Genomic DNA, 26,490 nt, shown 5'->3' with positions numbered 1-26,490 from the left:
AGGAATGAGGATGCAGATGGATATGGTTCTTGGGAAGACTTCTAACAATATTCCACTAAACGGAACATTACATAAAAATCTTTCCGTTGCCCAACTAACAGAACAGGCTGTCTTGCGTAAAGAAGCTGTCTTAACAGAAAATGGTGCCCTGCGAGCTGTCACAGGAGAATTTACTGGTCGTTCTCCACTGGATAAATATACCGTAAATACATCATCTGTTACTGAAAAAATGGACTTTACTACAAACCAAGCGATGGATCCTGAGAAATTCGAACAAATTTATAAACGTTTGGAAGTTTACCTAAAAGAAAAAGAGCTGTTCATCTTTGATGGATACGCTGGGGCTGATCAAGACTATCGTTTACCTATTCGTGTTATTAATGAATATGCTTGGCATAATTTATTTGTTCATCAATTATTTATTCGCCCAACAGAAGAAGAACTTGAAGCACACACCCCATCCTTTACAGTTATTTGTGTGCCTCATTTCGAGATCAATCCAGAAGAAGATGGGACTCGTTCCAAAACACTTATTGCGGTTAACTTTGAACGACGAGTAGTAATTATTGCTGGTACACACTATGCAGGAGAGATGAAAAAATCAATCTTCACTGTAATGAATTACTTACTGCCAGATCAAAATGTTATGCCAATGCACTGCTCCGCAAATGTAGGAAAAGCTGGCGACGTGGCATTGTTCTTTGGGCTGTCTGGAACTGGGAAAACAACACTATCAGCTGATCCAGAACGCGGCTTGATCGGAGACGATGAACATGGCTGGTCTGAAAATGGAGTATTTAACTTTGAAGGCGGATGTTATGCCAAATGTATTGGACTTTCCGCAGAAAAAGAACCGCAAATTTGGAATGCGATACGTTTTGGCACCGTCTTAGAAAATGTTGTATTAGATAACAATCGAATTCCTGTTTACAGCGATAATACACTGACCGAAAATACAAGAGCAGCATATCCTGTTGACTTTATCGATGGAGCAGTGATCCCTGGTGAAGCCGGACATCCAAAAGTTATCTTATTTTTAACTGCAGACGCTTTTGGGGTATTGCCTCCCATCTCGAAATTAACTCCAGAACAAGCAATGTATCATTTTCTTTCTGGTTATACCAGTAAATTAGCAGGAACAGAACGTGGAGTCACAAAACCAGAAGCAACCTTCTCCACTTGTTTCGGAGCTCCGTTCCTCCCACGGCCAGCCCATGTTTATGCTGACCTGTTAGGAATGAAAATCGCAGAACATCAAACACAAGTGTACCTTGTTAACACTGGATGGACTGGAGGAGCATACGGTGTAGGCAAACGCATGAACCTCAAATACACCCGGGCAATGGTAACAGCAGCATTAAATGGCGAATTAAACAAAGTAGGATATATCCATGATTCTGTATTCCAATTTGCTGTTCCTACCCGTTGCCCTGGTGTCCCTGCAGAACTATTAAATCCACGCAATACATGGAGCGATCACGCCGCTTATGACAATCAAGCAAAAGCGTTAGCAGAACGCTTCCAAAAGAACTTTACCAAATTTGCTCATGTGGATGAGAAAATTGTTGCAGCAGGTCCAAAGATATAATAATAAAACAACTCTTCTATTCAGGAGAGTTGTTTTATTTATATCAAACGTATTTTTTTAGTTTATTAAATGGATTTCCCATGTAGTTTAGATGTTTGTCTTTGTTCTCTAAACCACAGGTTTTCTAGGTACTCCTTTAATTCTTTTGCAGGTAACGATTCTTTACATCCTTAGGAAGAGGCGGACTCCAACTGCCATTCCTAACAACTGCACCAACAACACTTGCAACCAGCACTGGAACGCCTACTGGACTCTTTGTTACATTATGACCAATTGCAGTACCATAATCAGTGAGAGTAACCACATACTCTCCCCTAGGAATATTGTTGATATTGAGAGACTTAGGAATGCGAACGATAAGGGTACCAGTGTAAGTCTTTTCCATTTCTACTCCTAGCAGAGATCGAACAATTGCATAATAAATTCTATCATAAGCAAATATATTTTCAAATATTATGAATAGGAATCTCCTTGTTCTTATCGTTGAAATCCAAATTAAAAAGCCCAAATAATTGAGCTTATTTTTCACTTCATATTTTCCCTATGGCTTAGAAGATTTCTCTTTTTCACTAAGCCATAGGTTTTGTGCTACTTCTGTTCCAGATACCGATCTTTTACTTCATTAGGAAGGCGTGGATTCCAATGCGTCAATTTATTCTTGACGATTGCCTTTTTATCTTTTTCATTAGGAGTAATTCCAGTTGGACTCTCCAGAACTGAGATGGTAATTGCATAACCATAGTCAACAAGACTGACTACATACTTACCCTTGGCAATCCCATCGGTATCGGCAGAAAGTGTCAGCACACCTTCATAAGTCTTGTTCGCCATTACTTCTCCTAGCAGTAGATTCGTACTTACAAATTGACATTAACATAACTCTATCTTATAAACAATATTCACAATTATTTATACCCGACATATCAATCGCTCTTAAGTACAGTTAAACGATTTACAAAGTTTTGCGCGGTTTGAGAGAGGTAATGTTTTTCAACCATATTAAACTTGTCGATGCAGCTAGTTCCACATTTTGTAAGCTTGAATATTGCCAACGAGATCTTCCATTGGTAAAAATAAAATTGGACAAACATAACATCAGCCATATAAAGGTGATTTTAAACCAAAATTTAGTTTTTAACTGATGAATATAAAAATTGGAACAAAATATATGTGCAACTTAAATACAAGTCGAACTAGGAAGCTGAAGGGTTCAGTTAGGCTATATTTTTCTCAAAGTCTTTTTTCGCTCAACATCATCTGTGCTATTCAAAACAATCCATACACAGTCTCCGTCAAGAGAATGGTGATAATCCATTCTCTTTTTTTATAGGATAAGAAAAGTGAACAACAAGAACTTAAATTAAGAATTAACAGAATTAAAAAAAGCCCTCAAAGGGCTAATAGTACTACAAACTGCTCTCCTTTTGTCTCTCCAACTGGATTAACCGTTTACTCAGCACGCGGAGGCGGTTCTTCAGTTCATTGGCCCACGACTGATCAGGTTTGGAGATGAGCAGAAGATCAAGAGATAAGTCAATTTGTTCTCTTAACACTGCCTCTACATCATCTTCTTGGAAACTAAAGCAAGATTCCTTCCAAGTAGCCATCAGCTCAGGGTCGACTTGTTCGTAGAGGGACGTTTCTTTCACACGATCTTCTAAAGCATACTCTAGCACCAAATCAAACTGCTCTTTGGCTGCTGGGTGAACCTCGACATTGTGGCATACAGGACAAAATAGCAACGGTACTTGATGAACTTTCACTGACTTTTGTTTCAGTGATCCAACCATCCCAATCATGCTAGCTCCACAACAGTAGATCATGTATATTCCCTCCTTACCCCTCAATGATCAAAATAGATCAAAAAAGGTCTGAAGAACTTGTTTGTTTCTAATATTTTACCACAAAATATCGTTTATCAAACCAAAAAAATCATAGCTAATGAATATATTTCGTAAAGAAAAATCCATTAGCTATGATAAGCTTGCTACTCTTCTTATAAACCTGCTAACACCAGCCCATATCACAATTTTCCGCATATTGGTCTTCAAAAGCATATGAACCAACTGCATAGACATGAGCCTGATCCGATTCTATTTCAAACCCATCATACATCATCATATCTTGACCTTGTACAGGCAACTCACCGACTGGTTGATGATTATGATACAAGATCAACTTGCCGTCTTCTAATTTACCGGTAATTTTTCTTGTAATATTAACACGATAATCGCTCATCGGTGAACCTCCTGTTTTTTATTCAGATACACTCTGTTGATATTGATCAGGAGAAAGCAAATCTTCTAACTCACCTTCGTTTGCAATCTCTACTTTGATCATCCAACCTTCGCCATAAGCAGCTTCGTTGACATTTTCAGGTGTATCTTCCAAGTCACCATTGACTGCTACCACTTTTCCTGAAAGAGGTGCATATAACTCAGAGACGGTTTTTACGGATTCGACACTACCAAACACATCCCCCGCATGAATCTCAGAGCCCTCTTCTGGTAACTCTACAAACACAATATCTCCCAGCTCAGACTGGGCAAAGTCCGTGATACCGATTATAGCTGTTTTACCATCTACTTTTACCCATTCATGTTCTTTTGTATATCGCAGCTCTGACGGTAGATTCATGAAGTTGCCCCCTCCATTTGCAGCACTCTTTCAAGTGGTCTTTTCAACATCGATAATGCTTTTTCACCTGCAGAACGATGGCGCAATAAACCCTCTTCATCAAATAAATAAAAAGCAGGTACAAATTCATTTTGAAAAGCATCCACGACATTATGCTCATTATCAATCCCTTGTGGATGTTTCAATTCATATTTGTTGATTGTTTCTTTCACAGCTTCTAGATCTGTATCTTTTTGGGATCGTGGCATATGAAATCCAACAATCTGTAAATCGGGATATTCTTCACGCATTTTATTTATTTGAGGCAGGCTTTCTTTACACATCCCACAGCTGATAGACCAAAAATGAACCAGCACTGGTTTATCTGCTAGGTCATTCTTGTTAACTTCTCCATTAACCCATTCTGTTATACCGGAAAGTGCTGGCATTTCTGTACGTAAACGCATTGGCATAAAAAGTCCTCCTTTAATAAAAATAAAAAAAGAGTTAGCGACTCCTTACAGCAGCCGCAAATCAGTTTTATAAATTTTCTTGACCAGGCTTCCAGTCTGCACCACAAAGTCCACCAGTTTGCAGAGCTTCTAGCACACGCAATGTTTCATCAACGCTGCGACCAATATTATTATCAGTCACAACTTGATAACGTACGATTCCTTCTGGATCAATAATAAACAATCCACGCAGTGCAATTCCTTCATCTTCCAAAAGAACTCCATAATCTTTGCATACACGATGTGTAGTGTCCGCGCCTAAAGGATAATTGATTTCACCTAATCCATTATCATCACGAGATGTATGTATCCATGCACGGTGTGAGTACTTACTGTCTGTACTTACTCCGAGAATATCGCAATCGAGATCTGCAAATTCATCATAACGATCACTTAGAGCAGTGATTTCAGTTGGACAAACAAAAGTAAAATCCAATGGATAGAAAAATAACACTAACCATCTACCTTCATAATCAGCCAATGTTACTTTTTCATCTAATGTTTCTAAATTTTTTGTACTCTCCAATTCAAACGCTGGTGCTGGTAAACCGACTAAACGAGATGCCATTTCTTCTATTCCTCCTACAAAGTAAGCTTATCTCTAGTAACCATTCCAATCGGATGGCATGCAGATTTACGATAACATACTAATTAAATGATAGTCAATCCTAAGTTAGAGTTAATATAATTTGAAAAGCATTCTCATCTAAAGTGAATATTATTGTTTTTCCATATAGAAAAATCCTTTAGAATAGAGGAAAGGAGTGTGCTTTATTGAAAAAATTGATTATTGTATTCATCTGTTTACTTCTATTGACTGGCTGTTCTTTGTTTCAAGCAGATAAAGAACAAACTATTCCACAAGTCCATTTTGTACCAAAAGGACCGGTTGCTATTCCTCCAAATGCACAAGGAGCAGAAGTTTGGTTTGAGCCTATTACTTATCCTCCCTCAGAAGATAAGTATCCTATTCGATCTAGTGGTGGAATTTGGCCAAATACAAAAGATAATCACTCTGGTTCTATCTCCGATGATTTTGATTGGAATCAAGATGAGGTTCTATACATCCAATTAGGAGAGGAAAAATATAAAGGATATGATGTTTTTCCTGTTGCTGTAGATCAAATTGGTACAGAAGTTTTAAAAATAACGCTTCAATTAAAGGAAACGGATGAGTCTGGAGCAAAAAACGCCAAACCCGCTAGAGTTTTTATCAAATTCAAAAAAGGTGCTCTTTATCAGAAACGGTTTCTTATTATTAATGAAACGGGACAAACTCTAAAAACTAGTTAAATTTTTCGTTCTTTCCCGCCTGTTTTCATGTATCATAGAAGAAGAAATCCATTTATTTTCTTTTCATTCAAGGAGGAAAAATCTTTTATGTCCGAAATGTTTGATGTTGTCGAATCTGTGCAAGGTGCAGCTGCAAGATTTGAGATTCTGCGTTATAAACCACTTCAAGTTGCAAGCCTTTACAGTGCACAAAAAGCTGGTTCTCGTCTCCACCAAGTACGTGTAGTTTTACAAAACGGCAGTGTTATCACAGAAGCAGGAGCTTTACAATTCGCCAAAGGACATATCTCAGCAGATAACTCTGTTGGTGGAGGAAAAGGAGCTGCTGGCTTACTTAAAAATTTAGCTAGCTCCATGCTGACCCAAGAATCTACTTTTAAACCGAGCTATACAGGTTCTGGAGAAGTTTATTTGGAACCAAGTTTTGACCATTTTCTTCTTTATCAATTGAATAATGAAGAAATTATTGTTGACAAAGGTATGTTTGTTGCATGTGAAAGTTCTGTATCAGTAGGAGTAGCTGCGCAAAAATCAATCTCAGCAGCATTAAAAGGCGGAGAAGGTCTCTTTCAAACAAGTCTTAAAGGGTATGGTTTGGTAGTATTGTTAAGTCCAGTACCTGCACATGAAATCATGAAATTACAACTAAACAATGAGCGTTTACAAGTTGATGGCAACTTTGCTATCTTACGAAATGGAAATATCAATTTTACAGTCGAACGTTCCGCAAAATCAATTGTTGGATCTATGACCAGCGGAGAAGGTTACTTGCAAACATTCACAGGTACTGGAACCGTCTGGGTTGCTCCTACGTATCCGATTTATCATCCTCCTGTTGTTAACCCAACGAGATAACTGCATTATTCCTGCCATCAACGAATTGTTGATGGTTTTTTCTTTTGACCTTTTATCAATGGAATCACTACCTTGATCACAATTTTGCAACAAATTGGAAAATATTTTATGTACAAGTCAAAATAAGTATTCCCTTCCTAATCTTTTTTTGCTAGACTGTGAAAGTTCCTGAAATTGTGTAACTATTCAACCTAGATTCTACTCCTTACAAACAAAAACATTAGTAAAATCATTGAAAGTAAGCATATTTAGACTGTAAAAATAACAATATAACCTATTTTTATGTCTAAATTGTTAATCTTAAGCAATTTCAGTAAATTATTTTCAATTGCAGGGAGGAAATTCCCTGCGTATGCCAAATATATATAGGCATACGAGGAGGTATAACTTTAATGTTAAATTTTGTTAAGCGTTACTCTTTACTAGCTCTTATGGCTATCTTTGCATTTAGCTTTTTACCATCTGTTTCTCATGCAACTGAAGTGAAACAAGATGTGACCCTCAAAATCCTAGGCGAGGCTAATGTACTAAATATTTTGAAAGTCGGCGGCAAATGTGACAAAATCTATGTACAAGTAAGAACAAAAGAATTGAATAAAATTGTTGACATTAGTAAATTAAAAGTTTCCCTTAAATATGATATCTACCATGATATCAAACTAGATGCACTTAAAGGTAAAGTAGTAGCAAACGGTGAAGTTTCTACCAAACAAAAAGGTGACTTCTACACCATTACTTATGATCCTACTGCTAATCCACAAGGACCTGCTGGTAACTATGCATTAAAAATATATCTTGTTATCGGAAAACATCAATCTAAAATCCCAGTTATTGTTCGTGTGAAAATTAACGAGCCATGTCATGGTAACAACAACGGCGGTCACAACAACGGTGGTACCGATAATGGTGGTACTAACGCTGGTAATGCTGGTAACAACGGTGGTACTAACGCTGGTAATGCTGGTAACAACGGTGGTACTAACGCTGGTAATGCTGGTAACAACGGTGGTACTAACGCTGGCAATGCTGGTAACAACGGTGGCGCTAATGCTGGTAACGCTGGTAATGGCAACGGTAATGCTAACGCTGGTACTGTTAATGGTGGTGCTGATGCTGGTAATGGTAGTGCTAACGCTGGTAATGGCAGTGCTAATGCTGGTGCTAACGCTGGTAACGCTGGGTCAGCAAATGCTGGTAAAACTCCAGGTGGTAAATTACCAAAAACCGCTAACGATTTTGCTGGTTCCGTAGCTTTCGGTGCAGCACTTGCGCTAGCTGGTGTAGCAGTACTTGCTTACCGTCGTCGCGAAACAAACTAATATAAAAAAAGGGCTACTATTGTAGCTCTTTTTTTATACCCATTTTTCTTTCCATTCTTCTTCTTTGAATCCAACAGATACTTGCTTTCCATCTGTTAGTATTGGGCGTTTTATAAGCATTCCATTAGAAGCCAATAATTCAATTTTACTTTCTTCCGTCATATCAGGTAATTTTTGGGACAGCTGCATCTCCCGATAAACTTGTCCACTTGTGTTGAAAAATTTCTGTATTGGTAAGCCACTCGCTTGAATCCAATCTTTGAGTTCATTCGTAGTTGGAATTTCTTCTGTAATATTTCTACTCTCATAATTAATTTGATGATTATCTAAAAATTGTTTTGCCTTGCGACAAGTTCCGCACTTTGGATATTGTAAAAAAATTAACATATGTTCTACATTCGTCCTTTTTTAAATTTTTGATTGTTCTTGTATGGTATATCCCCATTTTTTGAACGTGCATTGGTAACACGAGCCATCGTGAAAAAAAGATCCGATAATCGATTGAGATATCGTCTGACTTCCACATTTGCTGATTCCAAACGGCAAAGAGTAACCACTCTTCGCTCCGCTCTTCTGGCGACAACCCGACATATATGCAGAGCAGATGCTTGTTGGTCACCTCCTGGCAAAATAAAAAATTGAATCGGAGTACATTCTTGCGTATAATGATCTATCAGTTTTTCTAAATCCATTACCATTTGACCTTTCACTTCATAAGTTACATTTTCACCTACTTTCGCTAAATCAGCCCCTGCATCGAACAAATGGTGTTGAATGACTAATAAATCATCGATTAAGTCTTTATTTGATTCGTCTAGTGTCGCTATAGCACTACCAATAAAGCCATTTAACTCGTCAATCGTTCCATACGCTTCAACACGATAATCATCTTTGTTTCTCCGCTCTCCTACTAAACCTGTCTCCCCTTCATCTCCAGTTCGTGTGTATATTCTCATAAATTTTTCCCTTTCAACAAGATTTGTGGTACCCCGTGGTAAGGATGCGAAATAACAATTGGTTCAATCTCAAATACTTGTTTCATATTTTCTAAAGTGATCATTTCTGAAGTTACACCATTTTTCACTATTTTTCCTTCTTTTAGTAAAAAGCAGCGGTCACTATATAAACTTGCCAAATTGACATCATGAAGGACAGATATAATCGTTATTTTCTTTTTATCTTTCCATCTTCGTAACAAATCAAATAATGTAAGCTGGTAATAAATATCCAAATAAGTCGTCGGTTCATCCAAAAGGAGGATTTCAGGCTCTTGCACTAAAGCCAAAGACATTAAAACTCTCTGTTTCTCCCCTCCACTTAACGAATTGATTTGTCTGTCTCGAAGGGAGATCGTCTCTGTGAAATGCAATACTTCATCAATGATTTTTCTCTCTTCATTGTCGGTCCATGGAATAAGACCTTTTTGATATGGATATCTGCCCATCTTTACAATCTCTTCTACTGTATTCGGCAGCTCAGGTAATGCTTCTTGGGTTAAATAGGCAATGATACCCGCTCTTTTTTTTGCAGAATATTGACCGATATTCACTTCTTTAAGTAAAATTTCACCTGAATCCACTTTCATACTTCCAGCGATACAAGATAATAAAGTACTTTTCCCGCTTCCATTAGGTCCGATAATACTGATCCATTCATCACTGAATACTTCCAAAGATATATCAACTAAGCTCGGTTTATTGCCATAAGATTTATATATATTTTTTGCTTGGAGAATCTTTTTCATTTCTTTGCACCTCTTGCCATTGTTTGCTGCAATAAAATCGCAAAGACAGGGGCACCTATACTAGCTGTAATTACTCCTACAGGTATTTCTCTTGGATCAAACAGCACTCGAGAAACAGCATCACTCCCAACCAAAAAAGTAGCTCCAATGAGAAACGCATACGGAATGAGATAACGATGATCGGATGTCTTGATTAGCATTCGAATAAAGTGAGGAATAACCAGTCCTACAAAACCAATCATTCCAGAAATAGATACTGCAATGGCAGTAATAAAAGACGCCGTAATTAATAGTAAAATTCGCGTCTGAAATACTGCAACACCCAAATGAGAAGCAGAAGAATTGCCCAACAAGAAAATATTTAACTCTTTACTTTTCCACCACAGGATACAAGATCCTATCAAACTGACCGGAAATAATAAAAAGACATCCTCCCACTCGCGCAGGGTAAAACTCCCCATCAGCCAAAACTGAATACGTGCAAGTTCTGTCTGCGAAATTGACAACAAAAAAGTGAGAATCGCTGCAAAAAACGCATTTACTACCACACCAGACAAAAGCAGCGAATGCGTGTGCAGCTGTTTTCGACTGAGTAATAATACCGTACATAAAGCTATACTAGCTCCAATAAATGAAAAAGCAGGGATCTGCCATTGATGAAATAATACAGCTCCCCACCCGCTTGTTATCGCGATTACAGCCCCAACTGCCGAACCTGAAGAAATCCCTAAAATATAAGGATCGGCTAATGGGTTTTGTAAAAGAGATTGATAGATAACACCAGCCAATGCTAGCGAACCTCCAACCAATGCTGCGACGCAAACTCTTGGAAAGCGGATCTTTAAAATAATCGCCTGTGTTGCAGGATCTACTTTAGATACTCCAAATACACTTCCCCATACCTCTTTAATTGGAATTGCTGTACTTCCAATGGATAGGGCAATACTCATTGTTAGAAAAAGAGTGAGGAAAAAAAATACTCCCCACCACATCATTGTCCTATTTCTCATTTTTTTATTTAACCTGACCTGGATAAAAAGATTTCGCTAATTGTTTCATCGCCTCGATAATTCGTGGTCCTGGTCTTGATACGATATTTGGATCGATGGAAACTACCCTCTTATGTTGTATTGCATTTATCGTATTCCAACCTGCGCGATTCGTTATCGTCGACGTATCGCCATACATGGAGATGATCACATCAGGATTCCACTTCACCACTTGTTCCGATGAAACTTGTGGCCAGCCATTCAATTTTTTTGCCACGTTATTCCCGCCAGCTATGGTTACTAACTCATTTAATAAAGTGCCATTACCAGCGGTATATAATGAAGGATCTGATTCCAGCCACACTTTCACAGCTTGACCTTTTTTTACTTGGGAAACTTCCCGAAAAATCTTTAGCTTTTCTGCTTCCATTTTTCCTATTAGTTGATCAGAATTATGAAGTTCATTGGTTACTTGACCAGCTAAATCTATCGATTGATACACTTGTTTAATCGAATTTGCATCTAAAACAAAGACATTTAATCCTAATTTCTTCAATTTATCAATCGTTTCTTTTCCATTGAGACTGGATGCAAATACTACATCCGGTTTCTGAGCTACTACCTTTTCTGCATTTATCGTCATATCGCCGACTTTCGGCAGTTTCTTTACTTCTTGCGGATAATCATCATTTGTAGTTACTCCTACTACTTTGTTTCCAGCTCCAATAGCAAACAATATTTCTGTATCACTAGGAACAAGGGAAACAATTCTTTCCGGTATTTTCGGTATTGTTACACTATTTCCTGCTTGATCTTTAATGGTTAAAGGATAATGAACATCACCAGGATCAACGGGAGAGTCATCCTGTGATATATTCGCCTGACACCCTACTAAACCCCAAGTTAGCAAAAATATAAATAAACTAAAAACAAACTTCTTCATTATTTCCTCCTCATTTTTGTGTGATTTCTGGGAGGTTACATGCGATTATATTCGCATCTCCTTTTACCCCGAAGGAGAACGAACCAAAAAAATAGGCAGGTATCCTGACTCTGGGGTCATTAGCTTCTAGAGCCTTCCCATCTTAAATATAAGTTAATCGACAGTGGCTTAAAAACTAGTCGCCTCTCCCATCACAGTGGCGGGACCGTGCTGGAATTTCACCAGCTTCCCTTTATAACCTACTTTTTACATTTGTCGTTCACTTCATTATACATATTATGAACAAAAGGTTACAATCCGAAAGTTTACCAATGGATCTTTTTCTCCAATCCACGCTTGTATCGGCGAAAAGGCTGCCGTTGTTCGTAGCATACCATCAATCCGAGAATTACAATCGTCCCCCAGACAGCTACATGCGCAACAAAAACAAATCCTAGGATACTTATTGCTGCAACGGTAAGATACGTGGAAAGAAAATAATATCTTGTAAAAAATAAACTGCACAAAAATACAATTGCTGCAAATGCAATCAATAAAGGACTAAGGGACAAAGTAGCGCCAACAGCAACCGCAATTGTATTATTTGCCGTCATAAATAAACTGATCAGTACAACAATAATAGCTGCTAAATAGGCAGCAACCCAACCAGCAATAAGATAAGCAAAAAAAGTTGCTATCATCCCTTTCGCAATATCTATTAACAAATAAAAAATTATCGATGCTCGATAATATCTCGGTTGAAAGATAATCCACTTTGACATAGGTAATATAACAATACCAATAGCAAGTAAAGTTGTTACAATGATCATCTAACAACATCCTGTCCTGTTTTTTTCATAAAATAGATATGCGTTATCAAATAAGTTAGAACAAAAAAAGACCAGTAAAAACTGGTCTTTTTTTGTATATTCTTAACCTCCACCATTTTTGCGGTTTCCGCCAAAGAATCCACTGTTATCATTTGTAGTGCCATCTGTTGTGCCTGCGTTGTTGTTCTGGCCGGCATTTGTTGTTCCATCTTGACCGCCATTATTGGGGCCATTTCCATTGTTATTTTTGCCATTTTGGTCTGTTCCATTATCTTGAGGAACACAACCCTCCGGTTGGCCAAACTGATCACATTTTTGTGGTTCTTGTTGTTTTGCTTTCACTTTTACCTGTACTGTACCAGATGTTTGCTGTGATGTAGTAGAATCAGTAGCTTGTGTATCTGTAGCAATTACTCGATAGTAATAAGACTTCTCTGAGCCACCGCCAAAGATTCCACCAGTTGGTGCCTGAACACTTGTATCTGTATAGGAATTTCCAGTGATGTTCGATTGTAAATCTGTAAAGTTCACACCATCCTCTGATCGTTGAACAGTGTAGGCAACACGGCTATCTTGTTGTTGCCAGCTCAACTGAACACTGTTGCTATCTGCATTGTAGCTGCCAGATACATTTGGTGCTTTTAACTGGAATGGTGGTACTGGATCTTTTACACCTGCTGGTTTTTGGAAGTCTTTCTCAGCAGTACCTTTTAAGGTGTTTTTCAAAATATAATTAAATACTTTTGCTGGCATAGATCCACCAGTAATCTTTGCAGTACCTTTTACACCATTCACTGTATCATTGAAAACATTTACTGCAAGTACAAGATCAGGAGTATAACCAACAAACCAACCTGCATTTTCTTCCTGAATTGTACCTGTTTTACCAGCAACTGGTCTTCCTAACTTAATAGCACTGTGTGCTGTACCATGTGGATTCTCGATAACATCACGCATCATTAGAATCATATACCAAGCAGTAGTTGGTGAGAACACTTCGCTTGGGTTACCCTTGGCATCAATTTCTTGCCCATCTTTTGGCTGTACTACATTTCCATCTTTGTCTACAATTTTTGTAATCGTGTGTGCAGTAACCATTTTTCCTTCGTTAGGGAAAACCGAGTATGCTTGGGCCATATTGAGTGTATTTACACCATGTGTTAATCCACCTAATGCCATGGCAGCTGGAGCTTCGTCTTTTGCATCCAAAGGAAGTTTCAGTTTATCTTTTGCATAACTATAAGCTGTATTCAAACCAACATCGTCCATTAATATTTTCGCAGTTACAGCGTTAATACTGTCATAAACTACTTCATCTAAAGTTACATCACCTGTATATGTTCCCGAGAAGTTTTTCGGTGTCCAGCCCCCAAAAGTATATTTCTCATCTTTAAATGGAGTATATGGGTTATATCCTTTCTTCTCGACCGCAGGAGCAAATACAGTAATCGGTTTAATCGAAGAACCTGGTTGAATTAACTCACGAGCTCGATTTCGGCTGCCTGGCTTATAGTTACGTCCCCCGCCAATAGCTCGAATTAAACCAGTATGCGAGTCCATAAGTGTCACACCAGAATCAACTTGTCCTTCATAGCTCTGCTTTCCTTTAAATAGATCATCATTCTTCATTGCCTCTTCAACAACTTTTTGTGCTTTTGTATCAATACCAGTATAGATTTTAAACCCATTCGAATTTAATTGTTCATCATCGAGATTATATCGATTTTCGATTTCTTTCATAACTTGGTTCGTATATGCTTGATACTTGGATCGTTTACTATATTTCGCTAGATAATCCTCATTCGTCCCTAATGGTAATTTTTGTAGTTTTTCTTTTTCTGCTTCCGTGATGAGCGGAGGAACTTCATTGTTTTCCGCCATTTTCATCAATACAACATTTCTTCGTTCAATTGCTTTTTTAACTCCTTCTGGACCTCTATATGGATTATACGTAGATGGGGCCTTTGGTAATCCAGCTAAAAAAGCAATTTCTTGCGGTTCGAGTTTTTGGGTCTTTAAATCTTTCCCAAAATATATTTTTGCTGCCATTTCGATCCCAGCCACTTGGTTTCCAAAGTCGATGTAGTTGAGATAGGTTTCTAAAATCTTATCTTTTGAATATCTCCGTTCCACATTAAGTGCTGCACCAATTTCTTTTAATTTCCTTGTGTATGTTTTCTCACGGTCTTTTAACAGTACGTTACGAGCTACCTGCATGGTGATGGTACCGCCACCTTCACCTTTACCGAGCGAGATAACGTTTTTAATCGTTGCACGGGCTAAACCATACCAGTCCACACCATGATGTTCGTAAAAGCGTTGGTCTTCTACTTTTACAAACGCTTTGGGGAGATCCGGATTATATTTTTTTAATTGATCCATCGTGATGTTCTCGCGATAAACACTACCAATTCTTCCAATCTGATTCCCAGCTTGGTCGTATACACTTGTAGAAAACTGCAATTTTTCAATTTCTTTTAGATCAAACGTATTAGCAGACATCATCACTGCGGAACAACCGCCAACAATTAACAGCAATGATGTTAATCCAACAAGAATAAACCATTTCTTATTAAAGAAGCGGCTATACTTCCCTTTCTTGCCATTTTTTCCTGACATCTTACTTACGCGCGAACCTAATCGTTCTGTTCTCGTTCGCGGTTGAAATGATTGCTGGTTATTTCGACGGTGATTGTTGCCACGTTGAAAATCATCCATCCAATTTACCTCCTATAAAACTTCTTACCTGCCAAACCTGGTTCCTATTTTATTGGGAAACATGCTTTTCCATTTCAATTTCTTATTAAATTATAAAATTGCCGTCTAAAACTTATGCCCATTTTGGCATGATAACATTATAACGCAAAGATAATTTTTTGGGTGCTTTCTGACTAAAAAATATTACAGTAATGTTACGAATAATTCGCTAGACGTATGCGTTTTCCCTTTTATGGATATTATTAGCGACTGCAATCAATGTCAAGAAAGAAAAATTACCAGTTTTCTACTAGAAGTACTGTAAAATCATGAAAAAAACAGAGCCATGCTTTATTTTATGGCTCTGTTTTTAAACTATTAATGAAATATGTGCACGTTCACGAAATATTGTTTCTAGCCATTTCTATGCATCTTTCATCTCCAAAAAACAAAGACGCTTTTCACTAACAAAAACTACTTCGTTTGGGATATTTCTGATGACGAGTTAATTAAATGTGAGAATCCAATGTAAAATATCCCCAACCCAATTGGGAATATAAGGATTTTGCAACCATTGCAGTGCATCACCAAAAAAGTATGCAGCGATCCAAAGAGCAGCAATGCCCAGCACCAAGCCAATGACGAGAATAATAACAAGGCATCCGACGATTGTACCGATCAAGAGAATTCCTCCTTTATTTTTTTACAACTGTTGCACAAAAGGAATCTACCACTTGAAATGGCTTGTAATAACGTCAGTCCAGAACCATATAAACAAACATTGACCTAAGCCACTAATAAAACCTGTCAATAGACGCAGTATATTGTTGCTTTCTCTCCACTTTAACAATTGGGTATATCCATCAATAAACATAGGAAGCTGAAATAAAATTCCAAATATAAGAAAGTAAATATTCTTCTGAATCAAAGCAAAAAACGGCAAAGTTAAGTATGCGGCATAAATGGCAGTACAGCGGGCACAGAGTGGAAATTGTTTTCCATGAAAAAATAATGAACGATCTGCTCTTCTATGACATGGAATTTTATAAAGAATCTTGTAAAAACTCAATCACAGTCACATCCACAATCACACAAATCTAATCCATCGCATATGTCATCCAAACAGCCATGTTTTTTCTTCCCACTGCTTTCACTTGACTGATGATGCTTTTTTCGTCGATTACTCCAAAAAGAAGAAAAAAGGGGCATAGCTCCAGATACGAGCAACGCTGGAACTCCGGTTGCCAAATAACCTCCAGCAACCAGTTGCAGACCACTGATTGCAAAAACAAAAAAGCTAATAATAGTTAGGATGAACAATCCTATCCCCCTTTTCTTCACCAATAATATGATTTTTAATCATTCCATAAAATCATTATACTATATCCTTAATGAAAATTAACAATCATCTCTACAAGACTATATCCAATCTACATAAATAAAACGAACAATGATTTCTTCATTAATATTAGAAAAAGCAAAGAACTGGTAATGCTCTATTACCAGTTCTCATTTATGTTCATCATTATTTTTGAATTTGTGCCCTCGCGAGAGGGCGAGACCTGCTACCGAGGAAGACTATTCAGTAGTGGTCCATTGGCGATGTACGGCACGGAAACCAATTTCGATCCGTTACGGTACTGTCCGTTGTGCACACGCAGAACTACCTTGTTTCCGCACTGAGAAATAAGGAGCGTCTTACCGCTTGCGATCACCTCGCCTTGGTAGAGAAGGGTGGCATCGGAAAACGCCTCCCTTTCACCCGGCTGGATCTGCCATTCCGGAGACCATGTGATCACAGCGTCGTTGGCCAAAACGATGCTTCTGGCACGGTACTCCAGAGCGAAGGAGTAGTCCCCGTCGTCTGTCATGACCAACAGTTCGGATTCGCCGCGGATCTCGTAAAGTTCCATGATGCCTCAATCGAATGTAAAACCAGTGATTATGTCTATTATACTGAATTTTAATGAATAGACCAGCAATCAATAGACAATTCCAGTACGTTTATGTGTTTTTGCTAAGATTCTCTTGGAAATGTCAAAAAATTTACTGTCATAATGTTTGATAAATCCTTGCCCCGGATCAATATAACCAGAACCCCATGTAGGATCCATGATCAACCATTCCCCATCGATTTTGGCTTCTACCCACGCATGATTTTGACCATTTGCTATACCTTCTATAAATCGAGCAGGTATTTGCAGTGCGCGAAGTAGAGAAAGAGTAAGGAATACATAATCTTGGCAGACCCCTTCCTTTCTTTCTAATGACTTCAGTGCACTATCATCCCATTCAAAGCTATTTTGTTCAAATTTACTAACATCATAGTTCATATTTTTTGCAACATAACGATAAATGAGTTTAGCACGTTCATAATTGGTATCCGCATTACGTGTAATTTTCTTTGCGAGCTTGATTATTTTCGGATTATCTGATTCTATTCCTCTGCTAGGTAACAGGTCACGTTTATCCTCTTTTGCATAACTGGAAACTTGAAATTTTGTTACCATAAAAAATCGAAAATAATCTCGTTTTTGCGTGGTTATTTCTGGGACATATACCATTACATCATAGTCACCTGATCCAAATCGAAGTGGAATAAAACTGTTAAAAGAAAACTGTTTAATCGGTACAAAATAAGTCGCCAATAATCCATTTTTTTTCGTTTGCACAATGAGATGTGTGGTTTCCTTTGCCTGATTTGCCGACCTGTCCAAATATCCTTTTATTCGATAGTAATACTCTCCCTGACCTCCACCTGCGATTGGGGTTGTCATATGAATGCCTCTTTGTTCATACATAGCAGAATATTGGATGGGGGAACCACTATTTGCTACCCTGTTTAAAACAAAAAATTTGGCTCCATCTAAATAATAGTTAGAGCGATGGTCATCTGGAAGCAATACTTCTACTGTATGAACACCTTCTCCGTATAGTAAAGGGATATTCTCTTGAAAGGTAGCTTGTTTGGAAACCGAAATGACTCGCTGCCACTTCTTGCTTCCTTTTTGAACTTGAATCAATATTTTCTTTTTAGCATACTTCCCGCTTACGCTTCCTTGTACTAAAACTGCTCCATTACCTGCTTGGAAACCTTCAGAGGGACTAGATATTTGCAGTTGTTGTTGTTTTGCGAGCAAACTGTAGACCACATCTGCCTGTATATCAGGACTCTGGTTGGTTACCGTAAACTGTGAAAACAAGTAAAAAGCTTGATTTGTTCCCATTCCAGGAGCATAAACTTTTACTTGATAATCACCAATCCCTGCGAATAACTTTATAGATTCAGAAAATTTGCCTCCCTTTAATGCCGAGTAGTAATCAAAGGTCCTGGATAATGAAACATCTGATGACCCTAATGATTTCACTTGAATCCATATATATGGCAGAGCTAACTTACGATACTCTTTAATTGTTCCCTCAATCTGTAACATGGACTCAACATTGGATTCTGCATACTTAGGAGAGGTTAATTTTCCACCTACTTGTTTTCCAAATGAGGTAATATCAATAGGTGCTTTTTCCAAACTCGAATAAAAATGTTGCTCCATTGTGCTAAGATCAGGTAATCGATTGCTACAACTCACTAAAAATGTAACGAGGGTGAATAATAACAAAATGATGCGTTTCACCGGTTTTCCTCACCTTTCTAAACACAACCAATCCACCAATTTATCCCATTCCATATTACTGCCATTAAATCCTTTTTCTATACAAAAAAGAGAATTGACCGTCAGAAGGCGACAATTCTCCCAATATATAAACACTAAAGATCAGAATTGAGTTCATACTTTCCAAAAGGAAAGCCTCCTAATGTGATTGTAACAAAGATGATGGTCATCTTTGATAAATCACCACAAATAGTATACATGGTTTGGAGGCAGATTGTAAATGAATGAATCGAGCAAAGCTTACATTTCAACTAACTATTTTTCAAACGCGGCTAAAAAAGCGGTTTCATCCAATATGGTAATACCTAAATCCTGCGCTTTTGTCAGTTTCGAACCTGCCTTTTCTCCTGCAAGCAAATAATCTGTTTTTTTGCTGACACTATTGGTTACATGTGCACCTAGTTGTTCTAATCTTTCTCCTGCTTCCTGACGGGTCATACTCGAAAGCGTTCCTGTAATTACAAATGTTTTTCCGGCAAAGGGATTTTCTTCTGTTCTTTTTGGAACTTTTGGACCTTTATAAGTCATATTAACATTCGCCTCTTTTAGGCGCGTTAACAATTGTTTCACTTCCGGTTTTTCAAAGTATGTCACGATACTCGTAGCCATCTTGGGCCCAACTTCATCCACTGCCAGCAAGTCTTCTTCTGTTGCATTTTCAATCGCTTCTATGGTTTCAAAATGTTGAGCAATCATTTTAGCTCCCTTTGCCCCAACAAAACGAATACCAAATCCAAATAATAATCTTTCCAGTGAGTTCGCTTTGCTTTTTTCAATGGAAGTTAAAATATTATCTACAGATTTTTCACCCATTCTTGGCAATGCCAGCAAATCTTCTTTCTGTAAATAATACAAGTCAGCAACAGATGATACCAAACCATGTTCATAAAGCTGGATAACGACTTTCTCCCCTAATCGCTCCATATTCATTGCACCGCGAGATACAAAATGAATAATTCCTTCTCGAATCTGAGCTGAGCATGCAGGATTTATACAACGGAGAGCGACTTCACCCTCCAATCGCACTAACTCACTATCACATTCCGGACAGTGTGTAGGCATTTGAAACGCCACTTCGTTTCCTGTACGTTCTTTCGTAATCACACTAACTACTTCTGGTATGATGTCTCCTGCCTTTTTTACTACCACATGATCTCCCAGCAAAAGCCCTTTTTCGCGAATAATATCTTCATTATGTAGTGATGCACGTTTTACGGTTGTACCAGCTAATATTACTGGTTTTAATATTGCTGTTGGTGTGATCACGCCAGTTCGGCCTACACGCAATTCGATATCTTGTAAAATAGAAATTGCTTCTTCTGCAGGAAATTTATATGCGATAGCCCAGCGTGGACTTTTTGCTGTATAACCCAATTTTTCGCGAGTAGCATAATCATCGACTTTAATAACAATACCATCGATCTCGTAACCGAGATTACTTCTCTCCAACTGCCAATGCTCAATATATTCCCAAACCTCATCAATACTCGAGGCTACTTTCCATTCTGGATTTACCTTTAAACCCAGCTTTTTGATTGCACGAAATGTTTCTTGATGAGTTTGAAATGCTTCGGCAGATTCTCCATCCATTCCATAAATAAACAGGTCAAGAGCACGATCTGCAGCTAATTTCGGATTGAGTTGACGCAAAGAGCCTGCAGCAGCATTACGTGGGTTTGCAAATAATGCTTCTCCAAGTTCTGCACGTTGAGCATTAATTCTTTCAAACTCTTTTTTGGGCAAATATGCTTCTCCACGAACTTCCAATGTCAGAGCTTCAGCGAGTTTCAATGGGAGGGAACGAATGGTTTTTACATTTTGGGTAATATTTTCCCCTGTTTGTCCATCTCCTCTTGTCGCACCAAGTGTGTACACTCCATCTTCATATCGTACAGAGACAGCTAAACCATCGATCTTTAATTCACATACATACGTAATGTGATCCAATCCAGTCGATTTCTTTATTCGTTGATCAAAATCTACTAGATCTTCTCGATCAAACGCATTTCCAAGTGATAACATCTGTGTTGTATGTTCTACTTTTTCAAAAAAAGGCAGTGGTTCAGCTCCTACTCTTTGTGTTGGAGAATCTGCAGTTTGCAGTTCAGGAAACTCTCCTTCTATTTGTATCAACTCTCGCATCAATTTATCATATTCTGCATCTGTTATAATGGGGTCATCCAACACATAGTACCTTGTGTTGTGCTCTTGAAGTTGTTGATGCAAAGTCAGTACACGTGCTTTCGCATCATCAAATTGCATAAAAATCCTCCCTATACTTTTTCAATTGGAGCAAACTGAGCCAAAAGCTTTTTGACTCCTACTGGCGCTGGGAATGCGATATTAAGCTCTTCACCATCTACTTTTACAACGGTACCTAATCCCCATTTTTTGTGATTTACTTGATCTCCTACTGTCCAAAATCCTGTTGGTTTAGGAGTTGGACGTTGAAAAACTCGCTTTTCTACTTTTGGATTCGTTTTCCCAATTTCGTGAAGCATACTTGGAGAAATTTCCGCTAGAAATCGTGATGCAGTATTCATACTAGCATATCCATATAAAGTCCGACTTCTCGCACGTGATAAATAAAGCATTTCCTCTGCACGAGTTACTGCAACATATGCCAGTCTCCGCTCCTCTTCCATTTCAAACTCATCTTCTAATGATCGACTATGAGGGAAAATATTCTCTTCCATTCCAACAAGAAATACATGTGGAAACTCTAGACCTTTTGCACTATGAACGGTCATCAGAGAGACAGCATCTGTTTCTTCAGGTTCGTTATCGACTTCGGACACAAGCGCCAATTCTGTAAGAAGAGCAAGAATACTTTTATCTTCGCTTCTATTTTCAAATTCCTTTGCTACAGAAATGAATTCATCAATATTTTCTAATCTAGCTTGTGCTTCAATCGAATTATCTTTTTGATATTCTGCACGATATTGTGATCTTGATAATATTTCTTCTGTCATTTCTACGGCGGACAAGTAATCTGCCATTCCATGGAAAGCCTGAATCATTTGCACAAACCCAGTCAAGGCATCTTTTATTCGTTTGGAAAGATTAATATAATCTACTTCCAGTATCGCCGAAAATAGAGATACTCCTTCATTGGCAGCGTGAGCGCGGAGTTTATCCATCGTAGTTCCGCCTATTCCGCGTCTTGGAATATTAATAATTCGTTCTAAACTAATGTCATCATGAGGGTTTACTACTACACGAAGATAAGCCAAAATATCTTTAATCTCTTTTCGATCATAAAACTTTATCCCTCCTACTACCTGGTAGGGAACATTTGCTTTTAATAAAAATTCCTCTAATACCCTAGATTGGGCATTTGTTCGATACAAAATCGCAAAATCTTGATATGATTTGCCTTCTTTACTCAACCTTGCAATTGTATCTACGATAAAATATGCTTCTTCCTGTTCATTTTCCGCTACAAAAAGAGCGACTTTTTCGCCTTCGCTTTTATCGGTCCACAAGTTCTTTGGTCGACGTTCGCTATTATTGGCAATAATCTCATTGGCCACATCTAAAATATGCTTGGTAGAGCGATAGTTTTGTTCTAGTTTGATTATCTTTGCATTTGGATAGTCTTCTTCAAAGCGTAGAATATTTTGAATGTCTGCCCCGCGGAAGCGGTAGATGGATTGATCAGAATCCCCCACCACGCAAATATTTTGGTGCCCTTCAGCAAGCAGTTTCATCAACATATATTGGGCATGATTTGTATCTTGATACTCATCAACATGGATATATTGAAACTTCTTTTGGTAGTAATCCAGTACATCTGGAACTTGCTCAAATAAACTTACTGTTACCATCAAAAGATCATCAAAATCCAAAGATTCATTTGTTCGTAGTTTTTGTTGGTATTTACCATATACCTTTGCCACAATTTCTTCCATAAAACTAGAAGCTTTCATTTCAAATGCATGTACATCAATCAGCTGATTTTTCGCTTGACTGATTTGAAATAAGATATTGCGAGGGGAAAACTTCTTTGAATCCAGATTTTCTTCCCGCATTACTTGCTTGATGACAGATAATTGATCCGTTGTATCTAAAATCGTAAAGTTACGAGAATAACCAATTCGGTCAATATCCCTTCGTAATATACGGACACACATCGAGTGGAAAGTAGAAACCCAAATATCTTGTGCCGCAGAACCAATGAGTTTAGCAATCCGTTCTTTCATTTCTTTTGCTGCTTTATTAGTAAAGGTGATTGCCAAAATGTTCCATGGGTGAATGCGTTTTTCCCCTAAAAGATATGCTACTCGATGAGTTAAAACCCTTGTCTTACCGCTCCCAGCACCAGCTATTATTTGAACTGCTCCGTCTGTCGTGAGCACTGCTTGTCTTTGTTCATCATTTAAACCCTCTAAAGAAATTGTTACAGACTGCACTTTTATGAAACTCCTCTCTTTTTCGTCGATTTTACCCATTCCACTGTGTGTAGTGCTTGGTCTAAGTCTTCATAAATCAAATTTCCTACCACTATCATATCTGCCCATGCTGCCATCTCTTCAGCCTGTTGCTGATTGGTAACTCCCCCGCCATAACAGAAATGAGTATGTTTTAAATAAGGAGCAACATTACGAATTATATCTAATAGACCATACGTTCCGCTATATTCTACATAAAAAATGGGAATTTGCAACCATTCTGCCATTTGGGCATAAGCAATTACATCCTCAATCGTTTGATATGCATTTGCATTTGTTTTTTTTGCTACTTTCGCAGCGGAATTTAATACAACATAAGCTTCTAACAATATCTGATTCCAAGGAATAAAGTCTCCAAATGTCTTAATGGTCTGATGATGCATTCCTAAAACCCATCTCGCATCATCCGTATTCCAAACACTTGGGGTTAAATATCCTGAAAAACCAGGCACAAATGAAGTGGGAGTTGATATTTCTTGATAAATAGGAATCGAATAATTTTGTAATTTGGTAAGAAGGGAAAAACAATTTTCGAATGTTATCTCATCCGTTCCACCTACGATAATAGCATCTGTATCTGATGTTGCTAGCTTCCCTATGTCATAATCTGATATTTTGTTTGCAGGATCTAACTTAAACACATGTCTCCATTTTTTTACTTGTTCTCGCAACATGATCAAAAACCTCCGCACCCATTATAGCATTGCGAGCGAGAAAACCCACGGTTTAAATCGTAGGATGAAAGCGAGCATTGAACGAGGGTAAGGAATTTTCCTTCAGCCGTTCAACCTTCGGAAAAAGCAAGTTCACAGACAAACATTCCCATCGCAATATACGTATAGTCGCGACAGACGAAAACCAAGTTTGCTCGAGGCAAAGTAAAAATTAACAAACATAAACCATGGGGCATATGGGGTTAACTTGGTAATAAAATAGTCATGAGGCTATAGTCCCAAAAAACCAACGGCTTTAGCTGTATGGAATTGTCAAACCTTCTCCCTGAATAAGACGGAGCAAGAAAACCAAAATAAACGATAAAAGATAGAAAAAAGCGACTTTCGCAATAGTCGCTTTTTTCTATGACTTACCTTCTATGCGATCTAGCACCAAATGGTAGCCATCCATCCCATATGCTAGACATCTCTTCACTCGTGAAATAGTAGCGGTGCTTGCACCTGTCTCTTTCTCGATTTGCGTATATGTTATTCCCATTCGCAACATTTTTGCTACTTCCAATCGCTGAGATAGAGATTTCACTTCTCCTACTGTACACAGGTCTTCAAAAAAAGCATAGCATTCTTCCATATCTCTGAGGTTCAGAATTGCCTGAAATAATTGCTCTACTTCACGCCTGCTCAGTTTATCAAGCTGCATATGTGTCCTCCGCTTCCGATCCCAATTAATATGATTAGTTTTTATTCTACACGAGCATACAAAACGCTTCAACAAATGTTATCAAATTTCTAATTCAATCGCACGTTTTAAGGTATGCCTTTACAAAAACAAAACATAGTAATCCGGTGGGAAATATATTTATTTTCTCGAAATTTTGTTATACTCTATCTAAACAACCAACTCACAGAAGTAGGAGCTATGGACCTACACGAACAAATCCAGAAGTACAAGCGTGAAATCGACAACTTCAGCCGGATCATCGCTCGCCTCACTTCCAGAGAGTATGGGAAAGAATACAAGCAGCAGCAGTGGAACGCGTGGATTCTGTTCTTGGTCACACATAAGCTTCCCAAAAATAAAGAGTGGATGTTTACGACCAAGCAAATGAACATGCCCTTTATCCTGATCAATGGGGCAGATAATAACTTTTTCCTGCGCTGGGTCAACCCTATGCTGCGATTCACCCAGAAACAATTTTGGTACTGGTGGGCAAAGAAGCTTCCTTTCAAAGTTGCGGTGGAAACGAATCAATTGATCGTTCCAGTGCCGTACTTGATTCGTGAAGATACAGAAGAACATATCACCATGCTTTATATGTTCCGCGATGAAAAGATACAGCAATTGGACGCTCTGGAAAATGGAACTTCTACCAGCTCCTCTGTGCTGATCATGCACTAATAAATACAGAAAGCAAAATGAAATAAAAGCTTTCCAATGTTGGTCAGAAGATTACCCTTCTGGCCAACACACATTTATTGAGTTTTTCTTTACTCTATGAATCTAAGTTCAATTGAGATACAATAGACGATGATTATTGTAAGGAGGCTCCAAAATGTCAGTAAAAGGAAAAATTTCACTGGAAGATGGAAAGGCAATCGAACTAGAATTTTATCCAGAAGCAGCTCCAAACACTGTAGCTAACTTTAAAAAATTAGCTGATGAAGGTTTCTATAATGGGCTTACTTTCCACCGTGTCATCCCTGGATTCGTAAGTCAAGGAGGTTGCCCTCAAGGAACTGGATACGGTAATGCTGGTTATACAATCAAATGTGAGACAGAAGGAAACCCTCATAAACATGTACCTGGAGTTCTTTCCATGGCTCACGCAGGTAAAGATACTGGTTCATCCCAATTTTTCATCGTTCATGAAAATCAAGCCCATCTCGATGGTGTACATACGGTTTTTGGAAAAGTTACTTCTGGCCTAGACCATGTTTTAAACATGAAGCAAGGGGAAATAATGAAAGAAGTACAAGTTTGGGAAGAAAATTGAGTAAAATGCAGAGGCTACCAAATGGTAGCCTCCATTTCTTGAGAAGTAGGTAAGGTGGAAAGCTTATGTTCGTTTATGGGATTTCGTTCATTATCATCATTTGTTTATTTGCTCTCATCTCCACTTTTTTCCTAGGAGTAAAACAAAACAAACAACACAATCAGCATTATGATAAAAGCAGAAAAAAGACACTTATTCTCCTAAGTATCATTTATCTTGTTGCAATTGTTTTGGGTGTCTTATTCATTTATTACTTTATACTTGCAAAATAACAATATATTTAGGCACAAATTTGGGTAAACCGCAAACCTGTGCCTAATCATCCCATAAAAATT

Annotated in this window: 30 protein-coding genes and 1 riboswitch; of the genes, 7 read left to right on the top strand and 23 right to left on the bottom strand. The window is 38.1% G+C overall.

Annotation, left to right across the window (positions count from 1 at the left end; genetic code table 11):
- Positions 1-16 precede the first annotated feature (16 nt).
- Positions 17-1,588: a phosphoenolpyruvate carboxykinase (ATP) gene (gene pckA / locus AC5WOC_RS17555; protein ID WP_496056719.1), complete on the top strand. Its 1,572-nt coding sequence runs from the start codon at positions 17-19 to the stop codon at positions 1,586-1,588.
- Between the two features lie 136 nt (positions 1,589-1,724).
- Here pckA and AC5WOC_RS17550 read toward each other — a convergent pair whose 3' ends face one another.
- The 7 genes from AC5WOC_RS17550 to AC5WOC_RS17520 all read right to left on the bottom strand — a co-directional run bounded on the left by AC5WOC_RS17550 (position 1,725) and on the right by AC5WOC_RS17520 (position 5,284).
- Positions 1,725-1,973 carry a hypothetical protein gene (locus AC5WOC_RS17550; RefSeq protein ID WP_496056718.1) on the bottom strand — a complete coding sequence of 83 codons (249 nt, stop codon included), beginning with the start codon at positions 1,971-1,973 and terminating at the stop codon, positions 1,725-1,727.
- A gap of 203 nt (positions 1,974-2,176) precedes the next feature.
- On the bottom strand, positions 2,177-2,419 hold the full coding sequence (locus AC5WOC_RS17545) for a hypothetical protein (RefSeq protein WP_496056717.1): 243 nt from the start codon (positions 2,417-2,419) through the stop codon (positions 2,177-2,179).
- A 575-nt stretch (positions 2,420-2,994) separates the two neighbouring features.
- Positions 2,995-3,411 carry a hypothetical protein gene (locus AC5WOC_RS17540; protein WP_028777849.1) on the bottom strand — a complete coding sequence of 139 codons (417 nt, stop codon included), beginning with the start codon at positions 3,409-3,411 and terminating at the stop codon, positions 2,995-2,997.
- A gap of 184 nt (positions 3,412-3,595) precedes the next feature.
- Complete coding sequence (locus tag AC5WOC_RS17535; protein WP_496056716.1) at positions 3,596-3,826, bottom strand: DUF2553 family protein; 231 nt, start codon at positions 3,824-3,826, stop codon at positions 3,596-3,598.
- 18 nt (positions 3,827-3,844) lie between these two features.
- Positions 3,845-4,225 carry a glycine cleavage system protein GcvH gene (gene gcvH / locus AC5WOC_RS17530; protein ID WP_496056715.1) on the bottom strand — a complete coding sequence of 127 codons (381 nt, stop codon included), beginning with the start codon at positions 4,223-4,225 and terminating at the stop codon, positions 3,845-3,847.
- Positions 4,222-4,671, bottom strand: a complete 450-nt coding sequence (locus AC5WOC_RS17525; protein ID WP_496056785.1) for a TlpA family protein disulfide reductase — start codon at positions 4,669-4,671, stop codon at positions 4,222-4,224. Before AC5WOC_RS17525 ends, gcvH begins: the two co-directional genes overlap by 4 nt.
- Positions 4,672-4,744: 73 nt before the next feature.
- A complete protein-coding gene (locus AC5WOC_RS17520; protein ID WP_496056714.1) occupies positions 4,745-5,284 on the bottom strand; it encodes a peroxiredoxin in 540 nt (179 codons plus the stop codon).
- A 206-nt stretch (positions 5,285-5,490) separates the two neighbouring features.
- Here AC5WOC_RS17520 and AC5WOC_RS17515 point away from each other — a divergent pair, with 206 nt between their 5' ends.
- The 3 genes from AC5WOC_RS17515 to AC5WOC_RS17505 all read left to right on the top strand — a co-directional run bounded on the left by AC5WOC_RS17515 (position 5,491) and on the right by AC5WOC_RS17505 (position 8,183).
- On the top strand, positions 5,491-6,009 hold the full coding sequence (locus AC5WOC_RS17515; RefSeq protein WP_496056713.1) for a hypothetical protein: 519 nt from the start codon (positions 5,491-5,493) through the stop codon (positions 6,007-6,009).
- A gap of 87 nt (positions 6,010-6,096) precedes the next feature.
- Positions 6,097-6,864 carry an AIM24 family protein gene (locus AC5WOC_RS17510; protein ID WP_496056712.1) on the top strand — a complete coding sequence of 256 codons (768 nt, stop codon included), beginning with the start codon at positions 6,097-6,099 and terminating at the stop codon, positions 6,862-6,864.
- A 392-nt stretch (positions 6,865-7,256) separates the two neighbouring features.
- A complete protein-coding gene (locus tag AC5WOC_RS17505; RefSeq protein ID WP_496056711.1) occupies positions 7,257-8,183 on the top strand; it encodes an LPXTG cell wall anchor domain-containing protein in 927 nt (308 codons plus the stop codon).
- A gap of 33 nt (positions 8,184-8,216) precedes the next feature.
- Here AC5WOC_RS17505 and AC5WOC_RS17500 read toward each other — a convergent pair whose 3' ends face one another.
- The 16 genes from AC5WOC_RS17500 to AC5WOC_RS17425 all read right to left on the bottom strand — a co-directional run bounded on the left by AC5WOC_RS17500 (position 8,217) and on the right by AC5WOC_RS17425 (position 24,861).
- A complete protein-coding gene (locus AC5WOC_RS17500; RefSeq protein WP_496056710.1) occupies positions 8,217-8,570 on the bottom strand; it encodes an arsenate reductase family protein in 354 nt (117 codons plus the stop codon).
- Positions 8,571-8,575: 5 nt separating this feature from the next.
- Positions 8,576-9,139, bottom strand: a complete 564-nt coding sequence (locus AC5WOC_RS17495) for a cob(I)yrinic acid a,c-diamide adenosyltransferase (RefSeq protein WP_496056709.1) — start codon at positions 9,137-9,139, stop codon at positions 8,576-8,578.
- Positions 9,136-9,927 carry an ABC transporter ATP-binding protein gene (locus AC5WOC_RS17490; protein WP_496056708.1) on the bottom strand — a complete coding sequence of 264 codons (792 nt, stop codon included), beginning with the start codon at positions 9,925-9,927 and terminating at the stop codon, positions 9,136-9,138. Before AC5WOC_RS17490 ends, AC5WOC_RS17495 begins: the two co-directional genes overlap by 4 nt.
- Positions 9,924-10,922 carry a FecCD family ABC transporter permease gene (locus tag AC5WOC_RS17485; RefSeq protein WP_496056707.1) on the bottom strand — a complete coding sequence of 333 codons (999 nt, stop codon included), beginning with the start codon at positions 10,920-10,922 and terminating at the stop codon, positions 9,924-9,926. The genes AC5WOC_RS17490 and AC5WOC_RS17485 overlap by 4 nt, the downstream gene beginning before the upstream one ends.
- Before the next feature lie 19 nt (positions 10,923-10,941).
- Positions 10,942-11,859 carry an ABC transporter substrate-binding protein gene (locus AC5WOC_RS17480; protein WP_496056706.1) on the bottom strand — a complete coding sequence of 306 codons (918 nt, stop codon included), beginning with the start codon at positions 11,857-11,859 and terminating at the stop codon, positions 10,942-10,944.
- 77 nt (positions 11,860-11,936) lie between these two features.
- A riboswitch (cobalamin riboswitch) is annotated at positions 11,937-12,117 on the bottom strand.
- 47 nt (positions 12,118-12,164) lie between these two features.
- Positions 12,165-12,668 carry a glycerol-3-phosphate acyltransferase gene (locus tag AC5WOC_RS17475; protein ID WP_496056705.1) on the bottom strand — a complete coding sequence of 168 codons (504 nt, stop codon included), beginning with the start codon at positions 12,666-12,668 and terminating at the stop codon, positions 12,165-12,167.
- 102 nt (positions 12,669-12,770) lie between these two features.
- Positions 12,771-15,386, bottom strand: coding sequence for a transglycosylase domain-containing protein (locus AC5WOC_RS17470; protein ID WP_496056704.1), 2,616 nt, complete (start codon positions 15,384-15,386; stop codon positions 12,771-12,773).
- A 484-nt stretch (positions 15,387-15,870) separates the two neighbouring features.
- Entirely contained in the window at positions 15,871-16,047 is a 177-nt protein-coding gene (locus AC5WOC_RS17465) for a hypothetical protein (RefSeq protein WP_496056703.1), read from the bottom strand.
- Positions 16,048-16,092: 45 nt separating this feature from the next.
- Entirely contained in the window at positions 16,093-16,434 is a 342-nt protein-coding gene (locus AC5WOC_RS17460; protein ID WP_496056702.1) for a DUF2085 domain-containing protein, read from the bottom strand.
- The gene (locus AC5WOC_RS17455; RefSeq protein WP_496056701.1) at positions 16,431-16,685 is read right to left on the bottom strand and encodes a hypothetical protein; all 255 of its coding nucleotides are present in this window, start codon (positions 16,683-16,685) and stop codon (positions 16,431-16,433) included. The genes AC5WOC_RS17460 and AC5WOC_RS17455 overlap by 4 nt, the downstream gene beginning before the upstream one ends.
- Positions 16,686-16,930: 245 nt before the next feature.
- Positions 16,931-17,278, bottom strand: coding sequence for a hypothetical protein (locus tag AC5WOC_RS17450; RefSeq protein WP_496056700.1), 348 nt, complete (start codon positions 17,276-17,278; stop codon positions 16,931-16,933).
- Between the two features lie 69 nt (positions 17,279-17,347).
- On the bottom strand, positions 17,348-18,997 hold the full coding sequence (locus AC5WOC_RS17445) for a transglutaminase domain-containing protein (protein WP_496056699.1): 1,650 nt from the start codon (positions 18,995-18,997) through the stop codon (positions 17,348-17,350).
- 294 nt (positions 18,998-19,291) lie between these two features.
- Positions 19,292-21,298, bottom strand: a complete 2,007-nt coding sequence (gene ligA, locus AC5WOC_RS17440) for an NAD-dependent DNA ligase LigA (protein ID WP_496056698.1) — start codon at positions 21,296-21,298, stop codon at positions 19,292-19,294.
- Between the two features lie 11 nt (positions 21,299-21,309).
- Entirely contained in the window at positions 21,310-23,448 is a 2,139-nt protein-coding gene (pcrA, locus tag AC5WOC_RS17435) for a DNA helicase PcrA (protein WP_496056697.1), read from the bottom strand.
- Between the two features lie 2 nt (positions 23,449-23,450).
- On the bottom strand, positions 23,451-24,161 hold the full coding sequence (gene pcrB / locus AC5WOC_RS17430) for a heptaprenylglyceryl phosphate synthase (protein WP_496056696.1): 711 nt from the start codon (positions 24,159-24,161) through the stop codon (positions 23,451-23,453).
- Positions 24,162-24,564: 403 nt separating this feature from the next.
- A complete protein-coding gene (locus AC5WOC_RS17425) occupies positions 24,565-24,861 on the bottom strand; it encodes a YerC/YecD family TrpR-related protein (RefSeq protein ID WP_496056695.1) in 297 nt (98 codons plus the stop codon).
- 219 nt (positions 24,862-25,080) lie between these two features.
- Here AC5WOC_RS17425 and AC5WOC_RS17420 point away from each other — a divergent pair, with 219 nt between their 5' ends.
- The 3 genes from AC5WOC_RS17420 to AC5WOC_RS17410 all read left to right on the top strand — a co-directional run bounded on the left by AC5WOC_RS17420 (position 25,081) and on the right by AC5WOC_RS17410 (position 26,427).
- Entirely contained in the window at positions 25,081-25,560 is a 480-nt protein-coding gene (locus tag AC5WOC_RS17420; RefSeq protein ID WP_496056694.1) for a hypothetical protein, read from the top strand.
- A gap of 154 nt (positions 25,561-25,714) precedes the next feature.
- Positions 25,715-26,155: a peptidylprolyl isomerase gene (locus tag AC5WOC_RS17415; protein ID WP_496056693.1), complete on the top strand. Its 441-nt coding sequence runs from the start codon at positions 25,715-25,717 to the stop codon at positions 26,153-26,155.
- Positions 26,156-26,220: 65 nt separating this feature from the next.
- Positions 26,221-26,427 (top strand): hypothetical protein, encoded by a 207-nt coding sequence (locus tag AC5WOC_RS17410; protein WP_496056692.1) that lies wholly within the window; start codon positions 26,221-26,223, stop codon positions 26,425-26,427.
- Positions 26,428-26,490 lie beyond the last annotated feature (63 nt).

It is taken from the genome of Shimazuella sp. NTD247, assembly GCF_059510415.1.
This window is presented reverse-complemented; position numbering and strand designations above follow the sequence as displayed.

Bases quoted from the DNA above. Each gene is read 5' to 3' on its own strand.
- pckA (WP_496056719.1), top strand. From the start codon at position 17: ATGGATATGGTTCTTGGGAAGACTTCTAACAATATTCCACTAAACGGA.
- AC5WOC_RS17550 (WP_496056718.1), bottom strand. From the start codon at position 1,973: ATGGAAAAGACTTACACTGGTACCCTTATCGTTCGCATTCCTAAGTCT.
- AC5WOC_RS17545 (WP_496056717.1), bottom strand. From the start codon at position 2,419: ATGGCGAACAAGACTTATGAAGGTGTGCTGACACTTTCTGCCGATACC.
- AC5WOC_RS17540 (WP_028777849.1), bottom strand. From the start codon at position 3,411: ATGATCTACTGTTGTGGAGCTAGCATGATTGGGATGGTTGGATCACTG.
- AC5WOC_RS17535 (WP_496056716.1), bottom strand. From the start codon at position 3,826: ATGAGCGATTATCGTGTTAATATTACAAGAAAAATTACCGGTAAATTA.
- gcvH (WP_496056715.1), bottom strand. From the start codon at position 4,225: ATGAATCTACCGTCAGAGCTGCGATATACAAAAGAACATGAATGGGTA.
- AC5WOC_RS17525 (WP_496056785.1), bottom strand. From the start codon at position 4,671: ATGCGTTTACGTACAGAAATGCCAGCACTTTCCGGTATAACAGAATGG.
- AC5WOC_RS17520 (WP_496056714.1), bottom strand. From the start codon at position 5,284: ATGGCATCTCGTTTAGTCGGTTTACCAGCACCAGCGTTTGAATTGGAG.
- AC5WOC_RS17510 (WP_496056712.1), top strand. From the start codon at position 6,097: ATGTCCGAAATGTTTGATGTTGTCGAATCTGTGCAAGGTGCAGCTGCA.
- AC5WOC_RS17505 (WP_496056711.1), top strand. From the start codon at position 7,257: ATGTTAAATTTTGTTAAGCGTTACTCTTTACTAGCTCTTATGGCTATC.
- AC5WOC_RS17500 (WP_496056710.1), bottom strand. From the start codon at position 8,570: ATGTTAATTTTTTTACAATATCCAAAGTGCGGAACTTGTCGCAAGGCA.
- AC5WOC_RS17495 (WP_496056709.1), bottom strand. From the start codon at position 9,139: ATGAGAATATACACACGAACTGGAGATGAAGGGGAGACAGGTTTAGTA.
- AC5WOC_RS17490 (WP_496056708.1), bottom strand. From the start codon at position 9,927: ATGAAAAAGATTCTCCAAGCAAAAAATATATATAAATCTTATGGCAAT.
- AC5WOC_RS17485 (WP_496056707.1), bottom strand. From the start codon at position 10,922: ATGATGTGGTGGGGAGTATTTTTTTTCCTCACTCTTTTTCTAACAATG.
- AC5WOC_RS17480 (WP_496056706.1), bottom strand. From the start codon at position 11,859: ATGAAGAAGTTTGTTTTTAGTTTATTTATATTTTTGCTAACTTGGGGT.
- AC5WOC_RS17475 (WP_496056705.1), bottom strand. From the start codon at position 12,668: ATGATCATTGTAACAACTTTACTTGCTATTGGTATTGTTATATTACCT.
- AC5WOC_RS17470 (WP_496056704.1), bottom strand. From the start codon at position 15,386: ATGGATGATTTTCAACGTGGCAACAATCACCGTCGAAATAACCAGCAA.
- AC5WOC_RS17450 (WP_496056700.1), bottom strand. From the start codon at position 17,278: ATGGAACTTTACGAGATCCGCGGCGAATCCGAACTGTTGGTCATGACA.
- ligA (WP_496056698.1), bottom strand. From the start codon at position 21,298: ATGCAATTTGATGATGCGAAAGCACGTGTACTGACTTTGCATCAACAA.
- pcrB (WP_496056696.1), bottom strand. From the start codon at position 24,161: ATGTTGCGAGAACAAGTAAAAAAATGGAGACATGTGTTTAAGTTAGAT.
- AC5WOC_RS17425 (WP_496056695.1), bottom strand. From the start codon at position 24,861: ATGCAGCTTGATAAACTGAGCAGGCGTGAAGTAGAGCAATTATTTCAG.
- AC5WOC_RS17420 (WP_496056694.1), top strand. From the start codon at position 25,081: ATGGACCTACACGAACAAATCCAGAAGTACAAGCGTGAAATCGACAAC.
- AC5WOC_RS17415 (WP_496056693.1), top strand. From the start codon at position 25,715: ATGTCAGTAAAAGGAAAAATTTCACTGGAAGATGGAAAGGCAATCGAA.
- AC5WOC_RS17410 (WP_496056692.1), top strand. From the start codon at position 26,221: ATGTTCGTTTATGGGATTTCGTTCATTATCATCATTTGTTTATTTGCT.